The sequence below is a fragment of the Pseudomonas protegens genome (assembly GCF_003363755.1).
Taxonomy (GTDB): Bacteria; Pseudomonadota; Gammaproteobacteria; order Pseudomonadales; family Pseudomonadaceae; genus Aquipseudomonas; species Aquipseudomonas danubii.
Map to the genome: position 1 here is coordinate 3945652 of NZ_CP031396.1, position 15339 is coordinate 3960990.

The following is a 15339-nucleotide window of genomic DNA, read 5'->3' on the forward strand; positions in this document are numbered from 1 at the left end:
TCCAGATGCCGCACAATCGTAACTGATAATTATTACTGTTTGTGCGGCAGTGCTGCGGGTGGTGCTGCCTGGGTGCGCTCATCAGCTGGAGAGGCTGCGAGGCAAAGGCTGCTGCTGATACGCAAACGCCCGATACGGCGTATCGGGCGTTTGTGCAGGAAACAGCCAGCTTCAGTTTCAGGCGTCCAGCAGTATCGACTTGCCGGTCATCTCTTCAGGCTGCGCCAGGCCCAGCAGTTTGAGCATGGTGGGCGCCACGTCCGCCAGGACCCCGCCTTCACGGACTTTCAGCGCACGCTTGCCCACATAGATGAAAGGCACCGGCTCGGTGGTGTGAGCGGTGTGGGCCTGGCCGGTGGACTCGTCGGACATTTGCTCGACGTTGCCGTGGTCGGCGGTGATCAAGGCTTCGCCGCCGACCTTTTCCAGGGCATCGACGATGCGCCCGACACACAGGTCCAGGCATTCCACGGCTTTCACCGCAGCGGCGAACACACCGCTGTGGCCGACCATGTCGCCGTTGGCGTAGTTGACGATGATCACGTCGTAGCGCTGGTGCTCGATGGCATCGACGATCTTGTCGGTGACTTCAGGAGCGCTCATCTCTGGCTGCAGGTCGTAGGTGGCGACTTTCGGCGACGGGATCAGGATGCGTTCTTCACCCGGGAACGGCTCTTCACGGCCGCCGGAGAAAAAGAAGGTCACATGGGCGTATTTTTCGGTTTCGGCGATGCGCAGTTGGGTCTTGCCGTTTTTCGCCAGATAGTCGCCCAGTACGTTTTCCAGGCTGCCCGGAGCGAAGGCCGCCGGCGCGGGGATGCTGGCGGCGTACTGGGTGAGCATGACGAAGCCGGCCAGCTTGGGCTGGCGCGCGCGCTCGAAGTCCTTGAAGTCGTCCTCGACGAAGACCCGGGTCAGCTCGCGGGCGCGGTCGGCGCGGAAGTTCATGAACACCACGGCATCGCCGTCTTCGACCTTGACCGGCTCGCCGATGGTGGTGGCCTTGACGAACTCGTCGCTCTCTTCACGGGCGTAGGCCGCTTGCAGGCCTTGCTGGGCGGTGGCGGCGTTGAACTGGCCCTGGCCGTCGACGATCAGGTTGTAGGCCTGGGCCACGCGGTCCCAGCGATTGTCGCGGTCCATGGCGAAGTAACGGCCGATCAGGCTGGCGATGCGGCCCTTGCCCAGGGTCTTGAAGGTCTCGTCCAGCAGTTCGATGGACGACTGGGCGCTTTTTGGCGGGGTGTCGCGACCGTCGAGGAAGGCGTGCAGGTAGATCTTCTCGGCGCCGCGCTTGAAGGCCAGTTCGGCCATGGCGATCAGGTGGTCCTGATGGCTGTGCACGCCGCCGTCCGACAGCAGGCCGAGGATGTGTACGGCCTTGTCGGCGGCCACGGCCTTGTCCACGGCCGCGCAAATGGTCGGATTCTCGAAGAACTCACCGTCACGGATGGCCTTGGTCACCCGGGTGAAGTCCTGATACACCACGCGACCGGCGCCCAGGTTCATGTGGCCGACTTCGGAGTTGCCCATCTGTCCGTCCGGCAGGCCGACGTCCATGCCCGAACCGGAGATCAGGCCGTTGGGCATGCTGGCGCACAAGCGGTCCAGGACTGGCTTCTTGGCCGCATAGACGGCATTGGATTCGTGGCTCTCGCTGTGACCGAAGCCATCCAGAATCATCAGGACCAAAGGTTTAGGCGTGGTAGTCATGGCGTCCACTCGTGGCTGGATAGGGAAGTGTTGAGAAAGGAGGTGTGGAAAAACGGAGTGGCAGTTTAAAGCGAAGTTCCAATGGCGTCACCGCCGGGCGGGGTTTGGCCGACCTTGAGGGCTGTGTATACTGGCCGACATTTTAACGCCCTGGAACCTCCTTAGATGGTTGCTCACCTGATTCAATTCGCCACTGAACACTACTTGCTCGTCGGCGCCTTCGCCATCCTGCTGGCTCTGTTGATCGCTCATGAATTGAGCCGCGGTGGCCGCAGCCTCAGCACCCGTGAACTGACTGCGCTGGTCAACAGCGAGCAGGGCGTAGTGATCGATATCCGTCCGTCCAAGGACTTCGCCGCTGGCCACATCGTCGGCGCGCTGAACATTCCTCAGGACAAGCTGGCCGCCCGCGTCGGCGAGCTGGAGAAGCACAAGGCCAAGACCATCATCCTGGTGGACGCCCAAGGCCAGCACGCCGGCACCCACGCCCGTGAGCTGCTGAAGTCCGGTTTCACCGCGGCCAAACTGTCTGGCGGTGTGTCCAGCTGGAAAGCCGACAACCTGCCATTGGTGAAGTAATGCCCCAGGTCATCGTCTACTCCAGTGATTACTGCCCTTATTGCTCGCGGGCCAAGCATCTGCTCGGGAGCAAAGGCGTAGCCTTCGAAGAGATCAAGGTCGATGGCAAGCCGCAGGTGCGCGCCGATATGGCTCAGAAGGCCGGACGCACGTCCGTACCGCAGATCTGGATCGGTGCCACCCATGTAGGTGGTTGTGATGATTTGTTTGCCCTGGAGCGCGCCGGCAAGCTCGACGCGCTGCTGGCGGCCTGAAATTCCTAACCCTATAGACCCCAAGATCAAGAAGGATCTGAGATGACTGACCAACAGAACACGGCTGCTGCCGAAGACGAAAGCGCACCGCAATTCTCCCTGCAGCGCATCTATGTGCGTGACCTGTCCTTCGAAGCGCCGAAAAGCCCGGCCATCTTCCGCCAGCAGTGGGAGCCAAGCGTCGGCCTGGACCTGAACACCCGTCAGAAAGCTCTGGAAGCCGACTTCCACGAAGTGGTGCTGACCCTGTCCGTGACCGTGAAGAACGGCGACGAAGTGGCCTTCATCGCTGAAGTGCAACAAGCCGGCATCTTCCTGATCAAGAACCTGGACGAGGCTTCCATGAGCCACACCCTGGGTGCCTTCTGCCCGAACATCCTGTTCCCTTACGCTCGCGAAGCGCTGGACAGCCTGGTGACCCGTGGTTCGTTCCCGGCGCTGATGCTGGCTCCGGTGAACTTCGACGCGCTGTACGCCCAGGAACTGCAACGCCTGCAGTCCGCCGGCGAAAACACCGTTCAGTAAGTACGGGTTGCGGTACGAAAAAAGCGCCTGTAACGGCGCTTTTTTCATGCTCGGGCGTCAGCTGTCCAAACCCTGTAACCGCTGCCGCAGGCTGCGATCGACCACGAAGTGGGCGCCGTGATCGCGCCTGCAAGAAGGCCCTTCGGGCCTTGTCGCAGCCTGCGGCAGCGGCTACAGAGAATGGTTACTTGAAGCCCAGTTGCCGCCAGCCTTCATAGACGGCCACGGCTACGGTGTTGGACAGGTTCAGGCTGCGGCAGCCTTCGCGCATGGGCAAGCGCAGGCGTTGTTCGCCGGGCAGGGCGTCCAGTACGTCCGCCGGCAGGCCACGGCTTTCCGGGCCGAACAGGAAGGCGTCGCCTTCCTTGAAGCTGGCGTCATGGAAGGGCCGCGAGCCCTTGGTGGTGAAGGCGAACAGGCGCGGATGGCCGAGGCTTTCCAGGCAACTGGCCAGGTCGGCGTGGCGTTGCAAGGTGGCGTATTCGTGATAGTCGAGGCCGGCACGGCGCAGGCGCTTGTCGTCCATTTCGAAACCCAGCGGCTCGATCAAATGCAGGTGGCAGCCGCTGTTGGCGCATAGCCTGATAACGTTGCCGGTATTCGGCGGTATTTCTGGTTGAAAGAGGATGACGTGAAACATGCACGGCTCCGAAGAGAAAGACAGGCTGCATTCTACGCCTGAAGAAGACCCGCGACCGAAGCTAATGCCGAAGGTATTCGGCTCCCTGGCGATTGTCGGGGTGATGGTGGGGCTGATGATTGGCCGCCTGACCCAACCCGATCCTGTGGAGTTGCAGCAGGTCGAGGTGGCCGCTGATGGCCTGGTGCTGTGGTTCAACCATGAGCCCAAGGTTCACGGCGAACATATCGACGGCGCCGTGGCGTTGCTGTTCGACGCCCAGGGGCGCGGGCAGAACGGTCAGCTACAGGTCAATCAGAAGAATGTGAACTGGCGGGTGCGCCTGGCGGACCGGGGCTTGCTGCTGAATCTGGTGGCCGCCCGGCCGCTGCGGGGCGATTGGGCGGGTAGCGAGGTGGAGGGGCGCTGGCGCCTGGCGATCCACCTGCGGGAGGAATAAAAGAGGGAAACCCCGGCCTGCCTGTACCAAGGCCCCCAAAAGCGGGAGGGGCTGATCGCCTTGGGGGCGATGAGTCCCGGTGTAAAGAAGGGGATTCCCGGCCTGCCTGTACCAGGGTCCCCGAAAGGGTTGTGGGCGCGTCGCTCAAAGCGTGATGAGCCCGGTGTTAAAGAGGGAAGCCCCAGCCTGCCTGTACCGAGGTTCCCGAAACCTTGGGCTCGTCGCGATGCGCGTGATGAGCCCGGTGCTAAAGAGGGAATTCCCGGCCTGCCTGTACCGAGGTTCCCGAAAACGTGGCCCGTCACTGTGAGCGTGATGGGCCGGGTATTAAAGAGGGGAATCCCCGGCCTGCCTGTACCAAGGTCCCCTAAACTGGGTAGTGATAGGGTTATTGCAGGGGGCGTGCCAACTCTGGCTAGTGCTGCATGAATTGCCTGGACAAAAAGCCGAAAGCCCCGGAATCCGGGGCTTTTGCGTTTTCGAAGGGATAATTTTCAGATTTGAAGGCCAGGCCTTGAATGATGGCGCTGTGCTCGATTGCGGTTCATCGCGCCTTCGGGCAGTGCATGCACCCCATCCTGGTGCACGCACATCCTCGTTGTTGGGGGAAGGCTCAGCCTTCTTCGCTTTCGTCCTCGTCGGCTCCGTCCACCTTCATCCCCAACTCCTTGATCTTGCGGGTCAGGGTGTTGCGGCCCCAGCCCAACAGCACTGCGGCGTCGCGGCGGCGGCCGGCGGTGTGCTTGAGGGCGGTTTCGATCATGATCCGCTCGAAACTCGGCACCGCGCTGTCCAAAAGGCTCGACTGGCCGCGGGCTAGGGCCTGGTCGGCCCACTGGCGCAGGGCCTGTTCCCAGTTGGTTACCGGCGCCGAATCCTGGGGCAGGCTCAGCAGCTCCGGCGGCAGGTCGCTGATGTGCACCTCGCGCCCCGACGCCATGACGGTGATCCAGCGGCAGGTGTTCTCCAGCTGACGCACGTTGCCCGGCCAGAGCAGGTTCTTCAGGTATTCCTCGGTTTCGTTCTTCAGCAGCTTGGGTTCCACCGCCAGTTCCTGGGCGGCGCGGCTGAGGAAGTGCTTGGCCAGGGTCGGGATGTCTTCGCGACGGTCCGACAGGCGCGGGATATGGATGCGGATCACGTTGAGGCGGTGGAACAGGTCCTCACGAAACTTGCCGGCGTGCACCAGGGTTTCCAGGTTCTGGTGGGTGGCGGCGATGATCCGTACATCGACCTTGACTGGAGTATGTCCACCGACCCGGTAGAACTCGCCATCGGCCAGAACCCGCAGCAGACGAGTCTGGGTATCGGCCGGCATGTCGCCGATTTCGTCGAGGAACAGGGTGCCGCCATCGGCTTGCTCGAAACGTCCACGGCGCAGGTTGGCAGCGCCGGTGAAGGCGCCTTTTTCATGGCCGAACAGCTCGGACTCCATCAGGTCCTTAGGGATAGCCGCCATGTTCAGGGCGATGAACGGCGAAGCCGCCCGCGGGCTGTGACGATGCAGGGCGTGGGCCACCAGTTCCTTGCCGGTGCCGGACTCGCCGTTGATCAACACCGTGATGTTGGAGTGACTCAGGCGCCCGATGGCGCGGAACACCTCCTGCATCGCCGGCGCTTCGCCGATGATCTCCGGGGTGCGGGCCAGGGTCGGGGCCACTTCCAGGCCCTGCTGCTCCTGGGCATGCTGGTTGGCGCGCTTGACCAGGGACACCGCCTCATCCACATCGAATGGCTTGGGCAGGTACTCGAAGGCCCCGCCCTGGTAGGAGGCGACAGCGCTGTCCAGGTCCGAATGCGCGGTCATGATGATCACCGGCAGGCGCGGGTGCAGCTCGCGAATCCGCGCCAGCAGGTCGAGGCCGCTGGCACCGGGCATACGGATGTCGGAGATGATCACGTCTGGCTGCTGGCGTGCCAGGCGACTCATCACCCCGTCGGCGCTGTCGAAGCTCTGGGTGGTCATGCCTTCTTGTTGCAAGGCTTTCTCCAGGACCCAACGGATAGAACGGTCGTCATCGACGATCCACACGGTTTCACTACGGCTCATGTCGATGGGCTCCTTGTTCCAGAGGCAGAAAGATCGAGAAGGTGGTGTGGCCGGGATGGCTGTCACATTCGATCAGGCCCTGGTGCTGGCTGATGATGTTCTGGGTAATGGCCAGGCCCAGCCCGGTGCCGTCCGGGCGGCCGCTGACCATGGGGAAGAAGAGGGTGTCCTGCAGCTCGGCAGGGATGCCCGGGCCGTTGTCGATGATCTCGATCTTGGTCACCAGGCGATGGCGCACATGGCCGATGGTGAACTGGCGCATGGTGCGGCTGCGCAGGGTGATGCGCCCCAGGCGCATTTCGTTCTGGCTGCTGATGGCTTGCATGGCGTTGCGCACGATGTTGAGCACCGCCTGGATCATCTGCTCGCGGTCGATCAAAACGTCGGGAATGCTCGGGTCGTAATCGCGTACCAGGGTGATGCAGCCCTGGCTTTCGGCTTCCACCAGGCTGCTGACCCGCTCCAGCACTTCATGGATGTTGGTCAGCGCCAGGGACGGCAGCTTGTTCGAGCCCAGCATGCGGTCCACCAGGTTCCGCAGGCGGTCGGCCTCTTCGATGATGACGTTGGTGTAGTCCTTGAGGCTTTCCTCGGGCAGCTCCCGGGCCAGCAATTGTGCGGCGCCGCGAATCCCTCCCAAGGGGTTCTTGATCTCGTGGGCCAGGCCGCGCACCAGCATTTTGCTGGTTTCCTGCTTGGACAGCTGGGCCTCTTCCTTGGTGATGCGCAGCAGCCGGTCGCGGGGGTGGACCTCCAGCAGCAGCAAGGTATCGCCATTGCTGAGGATCGGCGTCACCGCGTAGTCGACGGTCAGGGTCTGGCCAGTCAGGGCGGTGAGCATGGCCTCGCGCTTGGTGAAGGGGTGCGCCTGTTCCACCGCCTGGCGCAGGGAGCTCAGGGCCTCGGCGGATTCGGTGAACAGCTCGCTGATGAATTGCCCATGGCTGCGCTGGCCGCTGATGGCCAGGAGCATCTCCGCCGCCGGGTTCATGTACTCAAGGCGCAGGTCGGCGTTGAGCAGGATGGTGGCGGTGGTCAGGTTGTCCAGAAGCAGACGGTGCAGTGGGTCGCTGATGGTCATGGGTAAGTGGTGACCTCTTTTGAAGCAAGACAATCCGGGGCCGGTCCCGAATTGCGCGCGCGGGTAAGGCGCTGATGTGGAGAAAATGCAAAAACCAAACCAAGGCTCCGAAAAGAAGCGTCCAAGCCCTGAAACAGCCGTTTGAAGCTCGATTGCGTGGCGCTTTGCCAGCCCAGGCGGGTATTTTCGAACCAAAATGGGCTGTGAATGGTCTCCGGGTGCAGCCTGCTGCACCAATATAGTGCATGAATCTGCATGGTGCTTGCGCGGTGCTCGACGGTGTGGGAATCAACGCCCGTTTTTCAGCGGTCGCTGTCAGGGAGCGGGTTTAAAGTGCTCGAACCCCATGCTTCAAGGTTTAGGATGCGGCCATGGAAAACGTCCCTCTGCTGTTCCAGCTCCCCGATGACGACACCCTGTACCAGGCCCTTCTGGATCGCGACCCGGCCTATGAAGGCTTTGCCTTTGTCGGGGTGAAAAGTACCGGTGTGTTCTGTCGCCTGACCTGTGCCGCGCGCAAGCCCAAGCGTGAGAACACGGTGTTTTTCAGCTCCATCAAGGGCTGCGTCGAAGCGGGATTCCGCGCCTGTCTGCGTTGTCGCCCCCTGGAGCGGGCCGGAGTGCAGGAGCCCTGGGTGCAAACCCTGCTGGATCAGTTGCAAAGCGATCCCGAACGCCGCTGGTACGAAGACGACCTGAGCGGCCAGGGCCTGGACCCGTCCACCGTGCGTCGCGCGTTCAAGCGCTACTTTGGGGTGACCTTCCTGGAAATGGCCCGCCTGCGACGCATGGGCCAAGGCATGCAGCAGCTGTCCTGTGGTGAGTCGGTGATCGAGGCGCAGATCAGCGCCGGCTTTGATTCCGATAGTGGCTTTCGCCGTGCCTTTGCCCGCCTGGCCGGCCAGCCGCCGTCGAACCTGCGGGGGCGCGAGCTGCTCAAGGTGGACTGGCTGCAGACCCCCATCGGCGTGATGCTGGCGGTGGCTGACGCCCAGGTCCTGCATCTGCTGGAGTTTTTCGATCGTCCGGCCCTGGCCAATGAGCTGCAAAACCTGCAAAAGAGCAGCGGCTCCAGCATAGGGTTCGGACGTTTCGCCCCTATCGATCAAATCGAGGCCGAGTTGCAGCGTTACTTCGCCGGAGAAGCCGACGGTTTCCACACCCCCCTGGCGATGAACGCCTCGCCCTTTACCCGAACGGTGTGGCAGGCCTTGCGCGCCATCCCTGTGGGCAGTACCTGCAGTTATGCCGAAGTGGCGAGCCGGATCGGCTCGCCGTCAGCGGTGCGTGCCGTGGCCCGGGCCAACGGCGCCAATCAGATCGCCATCGTCATCGCCTGTCACCGGGTCATTGGTAGCGATGGCGCGCTGACCGGCTACGGCGGCGGACTGTGGCGCAAGCGCTGGCTGCTGGAGCACGAGCGCCGCATGGCAAGCCCCGGGGCGATTCAGTGAGCGGGCTGTAGAGGCTTGCCTGAAGTTCCCGGGCGGGTTTGCGCAAGGTTATCCACAGGCCCTTGCGGCGGTTTTTGGTTCTCTGTCTGGCGCGCCAGTTCATCGGCATCCGCCTGCTCCGCTGTGGACAACTCGGCAGCGTTGTGGCCGATGCGCTTGAGCAGCGCCAGCATGCACAGCAGCGAAACCAGGGCGTAGCAGGCCGAGGCGATGGCCACGCCGATGATGCTGCCGGTGCCATTGAGGATGCTCTGGGCCAGCACCGGGGTGGCGCCGCCCACCAGCAGTGAACACAGCTGATAGGAAATCGACAGCCCGCTGTAGCGCACCCGGGTTGGAAAGGCCCGGGCCAGGATACCGCCCACCGCGCCATAGAACATCGAATGCGGCACCGTGGCCAGGCACATGCCGAGCACGGCGATCCAGTAGCTGCCGGTTTCCACGGCGAAGAACATCGCCGGCATCAGCAGCAACTCCGGCACCACCATCAGCACCATGGCCTTGCGCATGTCGATGCGTGACACCAGCACCGCCCCCAGGGGCTGGGTGATGAACTGCACCACCAGGGCAATGACGATCACGCTGAGAAAACTGCTCTGGGTGTAGCCCAGCTCCCTGGTGGCCCAGGACAGGGCAAAGGTGCTCTTGAAGTAGGTGACGTGGATGATCGGCAGCACCCCGGCGCCCAGCAGCACCAGGCGCCAGTGGCTGCGCAGCACTTCGAGAATCGGCAGCTTGACGGTCTTCTTCTGCGCGATCAGGCGCTGCATGTCATCGGATTCTTCAAGCTTGAGGCGAATGACCATGCCGACGATCACCAGCAGCGCCGAGAGCAGGAATGGAATGCGCCAGCCCCAGAGCAGGAAGTCCGGCGCGGGCAGGGCGCTGAGGCCGAAGAACACCAGGGTTGCCAGCAGGTTGCCAGCCGGTGAGCCCTGCTGGGCAAAGGCGGCATAGAGAATGCCCTTGCCCTTGGGCGCACTCTCGCTGGCGATCAGGATCGCCCCGCCCCATTCGCCGCCCACTGCGATGCCCTGGATGATGCGCAAGGTCACCAGGGCAATCGGCGCCCAGATGCCGATCTGCAGGTAGCTGGGTAGCAGGCCGATGCAGGTGGTGGCCACGCCCATCATGATCAGGGTGATCACCAGGGTGGTCTTGCGGCCGATCTTGTCGCCCATGTGGCCGAAGATGATGCCGCCGATGGGGCGTGCGACAAAACCGGCCCACAGGGTCAGGAAGGACAACAGGGTAGCGGTGCCCGGGGGCAGGTCGGCGGGGAAGAAGACTTTGCCGAACACCAGGGCGGCGGCGATTCCGTAGGCGTAGAAGTCATACCACTCGATGGTGGTGCCGATGAACGAGGCGATGCCCGCCTTGCGGGCTTTCTTGTGGGCGGCAGCTTCCAGGGCGGCGGTCATGTGCAACTCCTGCTTGTTATTGTTATGGGCACCCGTGCAGGGCGCGTGGGCTTCATGCAAGACCCGACCGCTGGGAGCCTATACAGGCAGGAATCGAAAAATATAATGATTAAATCTTATGGTTTGATACGTGATTTCGTATCGCCGCGCCCTGCTCAGGCCCCTGTGGCGGCTGCTTGCAGCAGGGATCTGAACAGGGCGAGGAAACTGTCGGCGGCGGCCGAAGGTTTGTCCGCCCGATGGATCGCCATAATCTCCGAAGGCGCCCCCCGGCCTTCGATTTCGCAGTAACTCACCCCCGGCTGGCCGAGCAGTGCCAGGGTCTGGGGCACCAGCGCCACCCCCATCTCATGGGCCACCATCGCCACCACGGTTTGCCAGAGCCGAGTCTCGTGACGAATGCGCGGACTGAATCCGGCGGCCACGCAGCGAGCGATGATCAGGTCATGGTAGTGGGGCGAGACCTCCCGTGGAAACAGGATGAAATCATCATGGGCCAATTGCCTCAGGTCGACCTGCGCCTGCCCGGCCAGTCGGTGGCCCTGGGGCAGGCAGCAGAGAAAGGGTTCGGCCAGCAGTATCTCGCTGTGGATACCGGCGGCGAAGGTGCCACCGTGGACGAAACCGATATCGATCTGGCCCCGCTGCAGGGCCTGGGCCTGGGCGGCGCTGTTCATTTCCATCAGCACGATCTCGGTGTCCGGATGATCACGCTCGAAGGCCTTGACCGCCTGGGGCAGGCCGCGGTGCAGGATCGAGTTGACGAAACCCACGCTCAGGCGCCCGGCAAAACCTTCGGCCGAGCGCTGGGTCAGGCGTCGTGCCTGGTCGGCCCGCAGCAGCAGGTAGCGCGCCTCGCCCAGCAGCACCTGGCCGGCGTTGGTCAGGCTCACGGACTTGTTGTTGCGGTTGAGCAACTGGATATCCAGTTGCCCTTCAAGCTTCTTGATGTCGAAACTCAGCGCCGGTTGCGAAATGCACAGACGCTCCGCGGCGCGCCCGAAGTGCAGCTCCTCGGCCACGGCGACGAAGTAACGCAGTTGTTTGAGGTCCATGAGGAGCCTGCCTTCTACGATCTGGTTTTCTTATCGTAGTGGATGGATTTTGTATTAGATACTTATCGATGGCGGCTCTAGTCTCGGCCTACAAAAATCAGGAGACGCGCCATGACCGCCGAGCCCCGCCCTATTGAAGACCGCCTGAACATCCCCGATAGCCGTGGCCTTAACCTGTTTGACTGCGACGCCGGCCTGGGCGCATTGCTCAAGGTCTACCTGCCGCCGGAGGTCTATCAGCAGTGGCTGCCGACATTGCAGCGCCTGGGGGGCCGGGCCGGTGGCGAGCTCGATGTCTTGGCCCTGTCCGCCGACAAGCACCCGCCGGTATTGCAGCCCCGCACCCGCCGCGGCGAGAACCTGCAGAGCATTGCCAAGCATCCGGACTACATCGCCCTGGAGCGGGTGGCTTACGCCGAGCTGGGCCTGGCCTCCATGAGCCATCGCCCTGACGGCCCGCTGCCACTGGTCAAGTACGCCCTGACCTATCTGTTCGTCCAGGCCGAGTTCGGCCTGTGCTGCCCGGTGAGCATGACCGACTCCCTAGCCCGCACCCTGCGCAAGTTCGGCACGCCTGAGCTGGTGCAGCGTTATCTGCCGCGACTGCAGTCCCAGGATTTCGACGAGTTGTTCCAGGGGGCGATGTTCATGACCGAGCAGGCCGCTGGCTCCGATGTTTCGCGCACCGAAACCCGCGCCCGGCTGGAAGACGGCCAATGGCGGTTGTACGGCGAGAAATGGTTCTGTTCCAACCCGGATGCCGACCTGGCCATGGTCCTGGCGCGCCCGGAACAGGCGCCCGCGGGCATGGCCGGGGTCACCCTGTTCCTGCTGCCGAAAGTCCTGGCCGACGGTTCGCGCAACCAGTACCGGATCCAGCGCCTGAAGGACAAGCTGGGCAGTCGCTCCATGGCCAGTGGCGAGATCACCCTGGAAGGCGCCAGCGCCTACCTGATCGGTAAGGTCGGCCGCGGCTTCCAGCAGATGGCCGACATGGTCAACATGTCGCGGCTGTCCAACGGCGTGCGGGCAGCGGGGCTGATGCGCCGCGGGGTCAACGAAGCGCTGTTCATCGCCCGCCAGCGCCGGGCCTTCGGCAAGCATCTGATCGAGATGCCGCTGATGCAGCGGCAGTTGCTGAAGATGATGCTGCCCACCGAGCAGGCGCGCTCGATGTTCATGCAGATCGCCAGTTTGCTGCCTCGGGCTGATCGCGGTGACGAGGCGGCGCGTAAATGTGTGCGGATTCTTACGCCACTGATCAAGTTCCGCGCCTGCCGCGACGCTCGGCGGGTCACCGGCGATGCCATGGAGGTGCGAGGTGGGGTTGGCTACATCGAGGAGTGGAGCGATGCCCGGCTGGTGCGCGACGCCCATCTGGGTTCGATCTGGGAGGGCACCAGCAATATCGTCGCCCTGGACATTGCCCGGGCGGTGACCCGTGAGCAGGCGCTGGAAGCCTTGCAAGGTTATCTGGCGGCACTGCTGGCCGAGGCCGATCTGCCGGACGCCAGCCGCAGGCTGTTCGATTCGGCGCTGCTGCGCACGGTCACAGGCTTCCATACGGTGGCGCAGCAACACCGGGATGAGCAGGTGCGTCAGTTCGGCAGCGTGCTGTATCACCTGACCAGCGCGATTTTCATGGCCTGGGAAGCTGTGCGTCAGGCTCCGGATTATCGACGCCTGGGCCTGGCTCATCTGGTGCTGGCGCACAAGGTGCTGCCACGGGACCCCTTGAGCCTGGAGTCGGCTATCGATGCCGAGCTGCTGGCGCGCCTGGCCAATGAGAGCCCGCTGTCACAAGCCGAGGCCATGCAACTGCTGCCGGCCTGATTGGCCGGCCCTTTCCGATGTGCGGAGTACCTGGATGAACCTTGCTCAAGGGGCCCTGGCGGGCCTGAAAATCATTGATCTGAGCCGCGTGCTGGGCGGTCCCTACTGTACCCAGGCCCTGGCCGACCACGGCGCCGAAGTCATCAAGCTGGAGCCTTTGAGTGGCGATGAAACCCGGGGTTGGGGGCCACCGTTCGAAGGCGATGACGCCTCATACTTTCGCGGCATCAACCGTAACAAGCGGGGGATTGCCGTCGACCTGTCGCGCACCGAGGGCCTGGCCCTGTTGATGCAATTGCTGGAAGGCGCCGATGTGTTGGTGGAGAACTTCAAGCCCGGCACCCTGCAACGCTGGGGCATCGGTTTTCAGGAGGTGCTGAGCCCGCGTTTCCCGAGGTTGATTCATTGCGCGATCTCTGGCTTTGGCGCCGATGGTCCCTTGGGCGGCTTACCCGGCTATGACGCGGTGATCCAGGCCATGGCCGGCTTGATGAGTGTCAACGGCGAAGGCGAGGGCGGGCCACTGCGCATCGGCTTGCCGATCGTCGATATGGTCACTGGCCTGAATGCGTTGGCGGGGATTCTCCTGGCCCTCAACGAGCGTCAGCGCAGCGGCCTTGGGCAGTCTCTGGATATTTCCCTGTATGACTGCGGCGTCTCCCTGCTGCACCCCCATCTGCCGAACTATTTCGCTTCCGGCAAGCCCCCGAAGCGCACGGGAAATGCCCATCCCAACATCGCCCCTTACGACAGCTATCGCACCGCCGGCGAACCGATTTTCCTCGCGGTTGGCAATGATCGACAGTTCGCCACGCTATGCCTGGAACTGGGGGCCAGCGAATTGCTGGAAGACCCGCGCTTTGCCGATAACGGCCAGCGCTCGGTCAATCGCCAAGCCTTGAAACAGGCTTTGGAGCGGCATCTGGTTGCCCACGATGGGGCCTCGCTGGCACCGCGGCTGATTGGCTTGGGAGTGCCTTGTGGTTCGATTGCTACGGTGGATCAGGTGGTGACTCATCCCCATGCCCGGCATCGCGGTCTGCTGGTGGAACTCGATGGTTACCGCGGCATAGGTTCGCCGGTGAAGCTGTCGCGAACCCCGGCTAGCTATCGGACGGTTCCGCCGACCCTGGGCCAGGATACCCGTGCGGTACTGCAGGGGCTGGGGCTGGATGAGCCGACTATCGCCAAGCTGCTGGCCAGCGGGGTGGTGCGCGGTTGAGGTTTGCACTCAGCGGCGATGGGCTCGCAGTAGGGTGAAGGTGATGCTCGGACTCTGTTGCAGCACCTTCGCGCCGTCGAGGACCTGCACGGCCAGGCGATGTTGGCCGCGGTCAATATTCACCAGCGGCAACTCGGGGCCCCGGCTCGGGGCGCCATACGCCTGATCGTCCAGCAGCAGGCGCAGGTGATGCTGCGGCTGCAAGTCCGGCACCAGCGCCACCTGCACCTTGAAGCTGCCGTTGTTGGCCCGCAGCGCGCCGTGCTCTGGCACGCCCTGCAACTGCAGTTGGGCGTAAGGTTCTGCGCTGGCGGGCAGCACCGTTATCCACAGCAGGCAAAAAGCAGCGACGCGCATCACGGTGATTCCAGCCCTTTACAGGTTCGCGGTTGAAAGGCTCAGCATAGGGCGGCGCGAGGCTGGACGCGGGCGCGGTTAACCTTTGAACACACATAACTCAGCGGTGGCGCGGACCATTGCCAGCCGCTGCAGCGGGTCGCGGCTGGCGGCCTGATTGGCCTGGGCCAGCCATTGCGGGCATTGGCGATCGCCGGCATGGGGGCTGAAGTCGGCCAGTTGCTGCAGCAGACGTTTTTGTAACTGATCGAGTTGTGGTCGGATCTGTCCGGCCAGGTCCTGGCGCGGGGTGTCTGGCGCCCGGCCTTGCAGGTGCCAGCTGGACAGCCTGGCGTACTGCACCAGTTTGTTGGCTTCGATCTGGGCGGCGAAGAACTGCCCAACCCTTTCCTCGCTCAGGTGATAGGTAGCGGCCTGGGCCGTGGCGCCGGCAATCACCTGCTGTTCCCGAGGACGGTCCTCGACAGCCTTGTGGCTGTCCCATTTGCTCAGGGCCACCTGATCGGCAATGGCCAGGCGTTCGCCGATGCTGCCGAGCAACGGGGCGAGAGCGGCGGGGGCTTCGGTGGCGCAGGCGGCTGTGGTGAGCAGGCTGCAGGTCAGGGCGAGGCACAAGTTGAGGCGCGAAGTCATGGGCGGGCTCGGCAGATAAGAGAAGGGCGGCGCCCATGATGCACGCAACCACCCCGGGCAGGGCAAATGCGCGGGCATAAAAA

Annotated in this window: 14 protein-coding genes and 1 pseudogene; 7 read left to right on the forward strand and 8 right to left on the reverse strand. The window is 63.4% G+C overall.

Annotated elements, in window-relative coordinates; translation table 11 throughout:
- Nucleotides 1–177: 177 nt before the first annotated feature.
- Nucleotides 178–1713 (reverse strand): 2,3-bisphosphoglycerate-independent phosphoglycerate mutase, encoded by a 1536-nt coding sequence (gene gpmI / locus DWF74_RS17870; protein ID WP_115581419.1) that lies wholly within the window; start codon nt 1711–1713, stop codon nt 178–180.
- Nucleotides 1714–1878: 165 nt separating this feature from the next.
- Here gpmI and DWF74_RS17875 point away from each other — a divergent pair, with 165 nt between their 5' ends.
- From DWF74_RS17875 to secB, 3 genes are read left to right on the forward strand one after another with little or no spacing between them, the layout of a single operon-like run.
- Nucleotides 1879–2292, forward strand: a complete 414-nt coding sequence (locus DWF74_RS17875; RefSeq protein WP_102862740.1) for a rhodanese-like domain-containing protein — start codon at nt 1879–1881, stop codon at nt 2290–2292.
- A complete protein-coding gene (grxC, locus tag DWF74_RS17880; RefSeq protein ID WP_115581420.1) occupies nt 2292–2546 on the forward strand; it encodes a glutaredoxin 3 in 255 nt (84 codons plus the stop codon). Before DWF74_RS17875 ends, grxC begins: the two co-directional genes overlap by 1 nt.
- A gap of 42 nt (nt 2547–2588) precedes the next feature.
- The gene (gene secB / locus DWF74_RS17885) at nt 2589–3071 is read left to right on the forward strand and encodes a protein-export chaperone SecB (protein WP_016963308.1); all 483 of its coding nucleotides are present in this window, start codon (nt 2589–2591) and stop codon (nt 3069–3071) included.
- 184 nt (nt 3072–3255) lie between these two features.
- Here the strand turns inward: secB and trmL are convergent, their stop codons facing one another.
- Nucleotides 3256–3711, reverse strand: a complete 456-nt coding sequence (gene trmL / locus DWF74_RS17890) for a tRNA (uridine(34)/cytosine(34)/5-carboxymethylaminomethyluridine(34)-2'-O)-methyltransferase TrmL (protein ID WP_016963309.1) — start codon at nt 3709–3711, stop codon at nt 3256–3258.
- Between trmL and DWF74_RS17895 the strand changes: the two genes are divergently transcribed.
- On the forward strand, nt 3710–4150 hold the full coding sequence (locus DWF74_RS17895) for a hypothetical protein (RefSeq protein WP_102862742.1): 441 nt from the start codon (nt 3710–3712) through the stop codon (nt 4148–4150). The two genes, trmL and DWF74_RS17895, sit on opposite strands and share 2 nt — an antisense overlap.
- Nucleotides 4151–4763: 613 nt before the next feature.
- Here the strand turns inward: DWF74_RS17895 and ntrC are convergent.
- Complete coding sequence (gene ntrC, locus DWF74_RS17900; RefSeq protein ID WP_115581421.1) at nt 4764–6200, reverse strand: nitrogen regulation protein NR(I); 1437 nt, start codon at nt 6198–6200, stop codon at nt 4764–4766.
- Entirely contained in the window at nt 6190–7281 is a 1092-nt protein-coding gene (glnL, locus tag DWF74_RS17905) for a nitrogen regulation protein NR(II) (protein WP_102862743.1), read from the reverse strand. The genes ntrC and glnL overlap by 11 nt, the downstream gene beginning before the upstream one ends.
- A gap of 371 nt (nt 7282–7652) precedes the next feature.
- On the opposite strand from glnL, the gene DWF74_RS17910 reads away from it, so the two are divergent.
- Nucleotides 7653–8735, forward strand: a complete 1083-nt coding sequence (locus DWF74_RS17910) for a bifunctional transcriptional activator/DNA repair enzyme AdaA (RefSeq protein ID WP_115581422.1) — start codon at nt 7653–7655, stop codon at nt 8733–8735.
- Here the strand turns inward: DWF74_RS17910 and DWF74_RS17915 are convergent.
- Complete coding sequence (locus tag DWF74_RS17915) at nt 8729–10156, reverse strand: MFS transporter (RefSeq protein ID WP_240321947.1); 1428 nt, start codon at nt 10154–10156, stop codon at nt 8729–8731. The genes DWF74_RS17910 and DWF74_RS17915 overlap by 7 nt on opposite strands.
- Nucleotides 10157–10311: 155 nt before the next feature.
- Nucleotides 10312–11211 carry a LysR family transcriptional regulator gene (locus tag DWF74_RS17920; RefSeq protein ID WP_115581423.1) on the reverse strand — a complete coding sequence of 300 codons (900 nt, stop codon included), beginning with the start codon at nt 11209–11211 and terminating at the stop codon, nt 10312–10314.
- 111 nt (nt 11212–11322) lie between these two features.
- On the opposite strand from DWF74_RS17920, the gene DWF74_RS17925 reads away from it, so the two are divergent.
- A complete protein-coding gene (locus DWF74_RS17925) occupies nt 11323–13044 on the forward strand; it encodes an acyl-CoA dehydrogenase family protein (RefSeq protein ID WP_115581424.1) in 1722 nt (573 codons plus the stop codon).
- Nucleotides 13045–13078: 34 nt separating this feature from the next.
- The gene (locus DWF74_RS17930) at nt 13079–14266 is read left to right on the forward strand and encodes a CaiB/BaiF CoA transferase family protein (protein WP_115581425.1); all 1188 of its coding nucleotides are present in this window, start codon (nt 13079–13081) and stop codon (nt 14264–14266) included.
- A gap of 9 nt (nt 14267–14275) precedes the next feature.
- Here DWF74_RS17930 and DWF74_RS17935 read toward each other — a convergent pair.
- Nucleotides 14276–14581 (reverse strand): annotated as a pseudogene (locus tag DWF74_RS17935) (DUF4124 domain-containing protein); the annotation flags it as partial.
- Nucleotides 14582–14701: 120 nt separating this feature from the next.
- Nucleotides 14702–15256: a chorismate mutase gene (locus DWF74_RS17940; RefSeq protein WP_102862748.1), complete on the reverse strand. Its 555-nt coding sequence runs from the start codon at nt 15254–15256 to the stop codon at nt 14702–14704.
- Between the last annotated feature and the right edge of the window lie 83 nt (nt 15257–15339).

Bases quoted from the DNA above. Each gene is read 5' to 3' on its own strand.
- gpmI (WP_115581419.1), bottom strand. From the start codon at position 1,713: ATGACTACCACGCCTAAACCTTTGGTCCTGATGATTCTGGATGGCTTC.
- DWF74_RS17875 (WP_102862740.1), top strand. From the start codon at position 1,879: ATGGTTGCTCACCTGATTCAATTCGCCACTGAACACTACTTGCTCGTC.
- grxC (WP_115581420.1), top strand. From the start codon at position 2,292: ATGCCCCAGGTCATCGTCTACTCCAGTGATTACTGCCCTTATTGCTCG.
- secB (WP_016963308.1), top strand. From the start codon at position 2,589: ATGACTGACCAACAGAACACGGCTGCTGCCGAAGACGAAAGCGCACCG.
- DWF74_RS17895 (WP_102862742.1), top strand. From the start codon at position 3,710: ATGCACGGCTCCGAAGAGAAAGACAGGCTGCATTCTACGCCTGAAGAA.
- trmL (WP_016963309.1), bottom strand. From the start codon at position 3,711: ATGTTTCACGTCATCCTCTTTCAACCAGAAATACCGCCGAATACCGGC.
- ntrC (WP_115581421.1), bottom strand. From the start codon at position 6,200: ATGAGCCGTAGTGAAACCGTGTGGATCGTCGATGACGACCGTTCTATC.
- glnL (WP_102862743.1), bottom strand. From the start codon at position 7,281: ATGACCATCAGCGACCCACTGCACCGTCTGCTTCTGGACAACCTGACC.
- DWF74_RS17910 (WP_115581422.1), top strand. From the start codon at position 7,653: ATGGAAAACGTCCCTCTGCTGTTCCAGCTCCCCGATGACGACACCCTG.
- DWF74_RS17915 (WP_240321947.1), bottom strand. From the start codon at position 10,156: ATGACCGCCGCCCTGGAAGCTGCCGCCCACAAGAAAGCCCGCAAGGCG.
- DWF74_RS17920 (WP_115581423.1), bottom strand. From the start codon at position 11,211: ATGGACCTCAAACAACTGCGTTACTTCGTCGCCGTGGCCGAGGAGCTG.
- DWF74_RS17925 (WP_115581424.1), top strand. From the start codon at position 11,323: ATGACCGCCGAGCCCCGCCCTATTGAAGACCGCCTGAACATCCCCGAT.
- DWF74_RS17930 (WP_115581425.1), top strand. From the start codon at position 13,079: ATGAACCTTGCTCAAGGGGCCCTGGCGGGCCTGAAAATCATTGATCTG.
- DWF74_RS17940 (WP_102862748.1), bottom strand. From the start codon at position 15,256: ATGACTTCGCGCCTCAACTTGTGCCTCGCCCTGACCTGCAGCCTGCTC.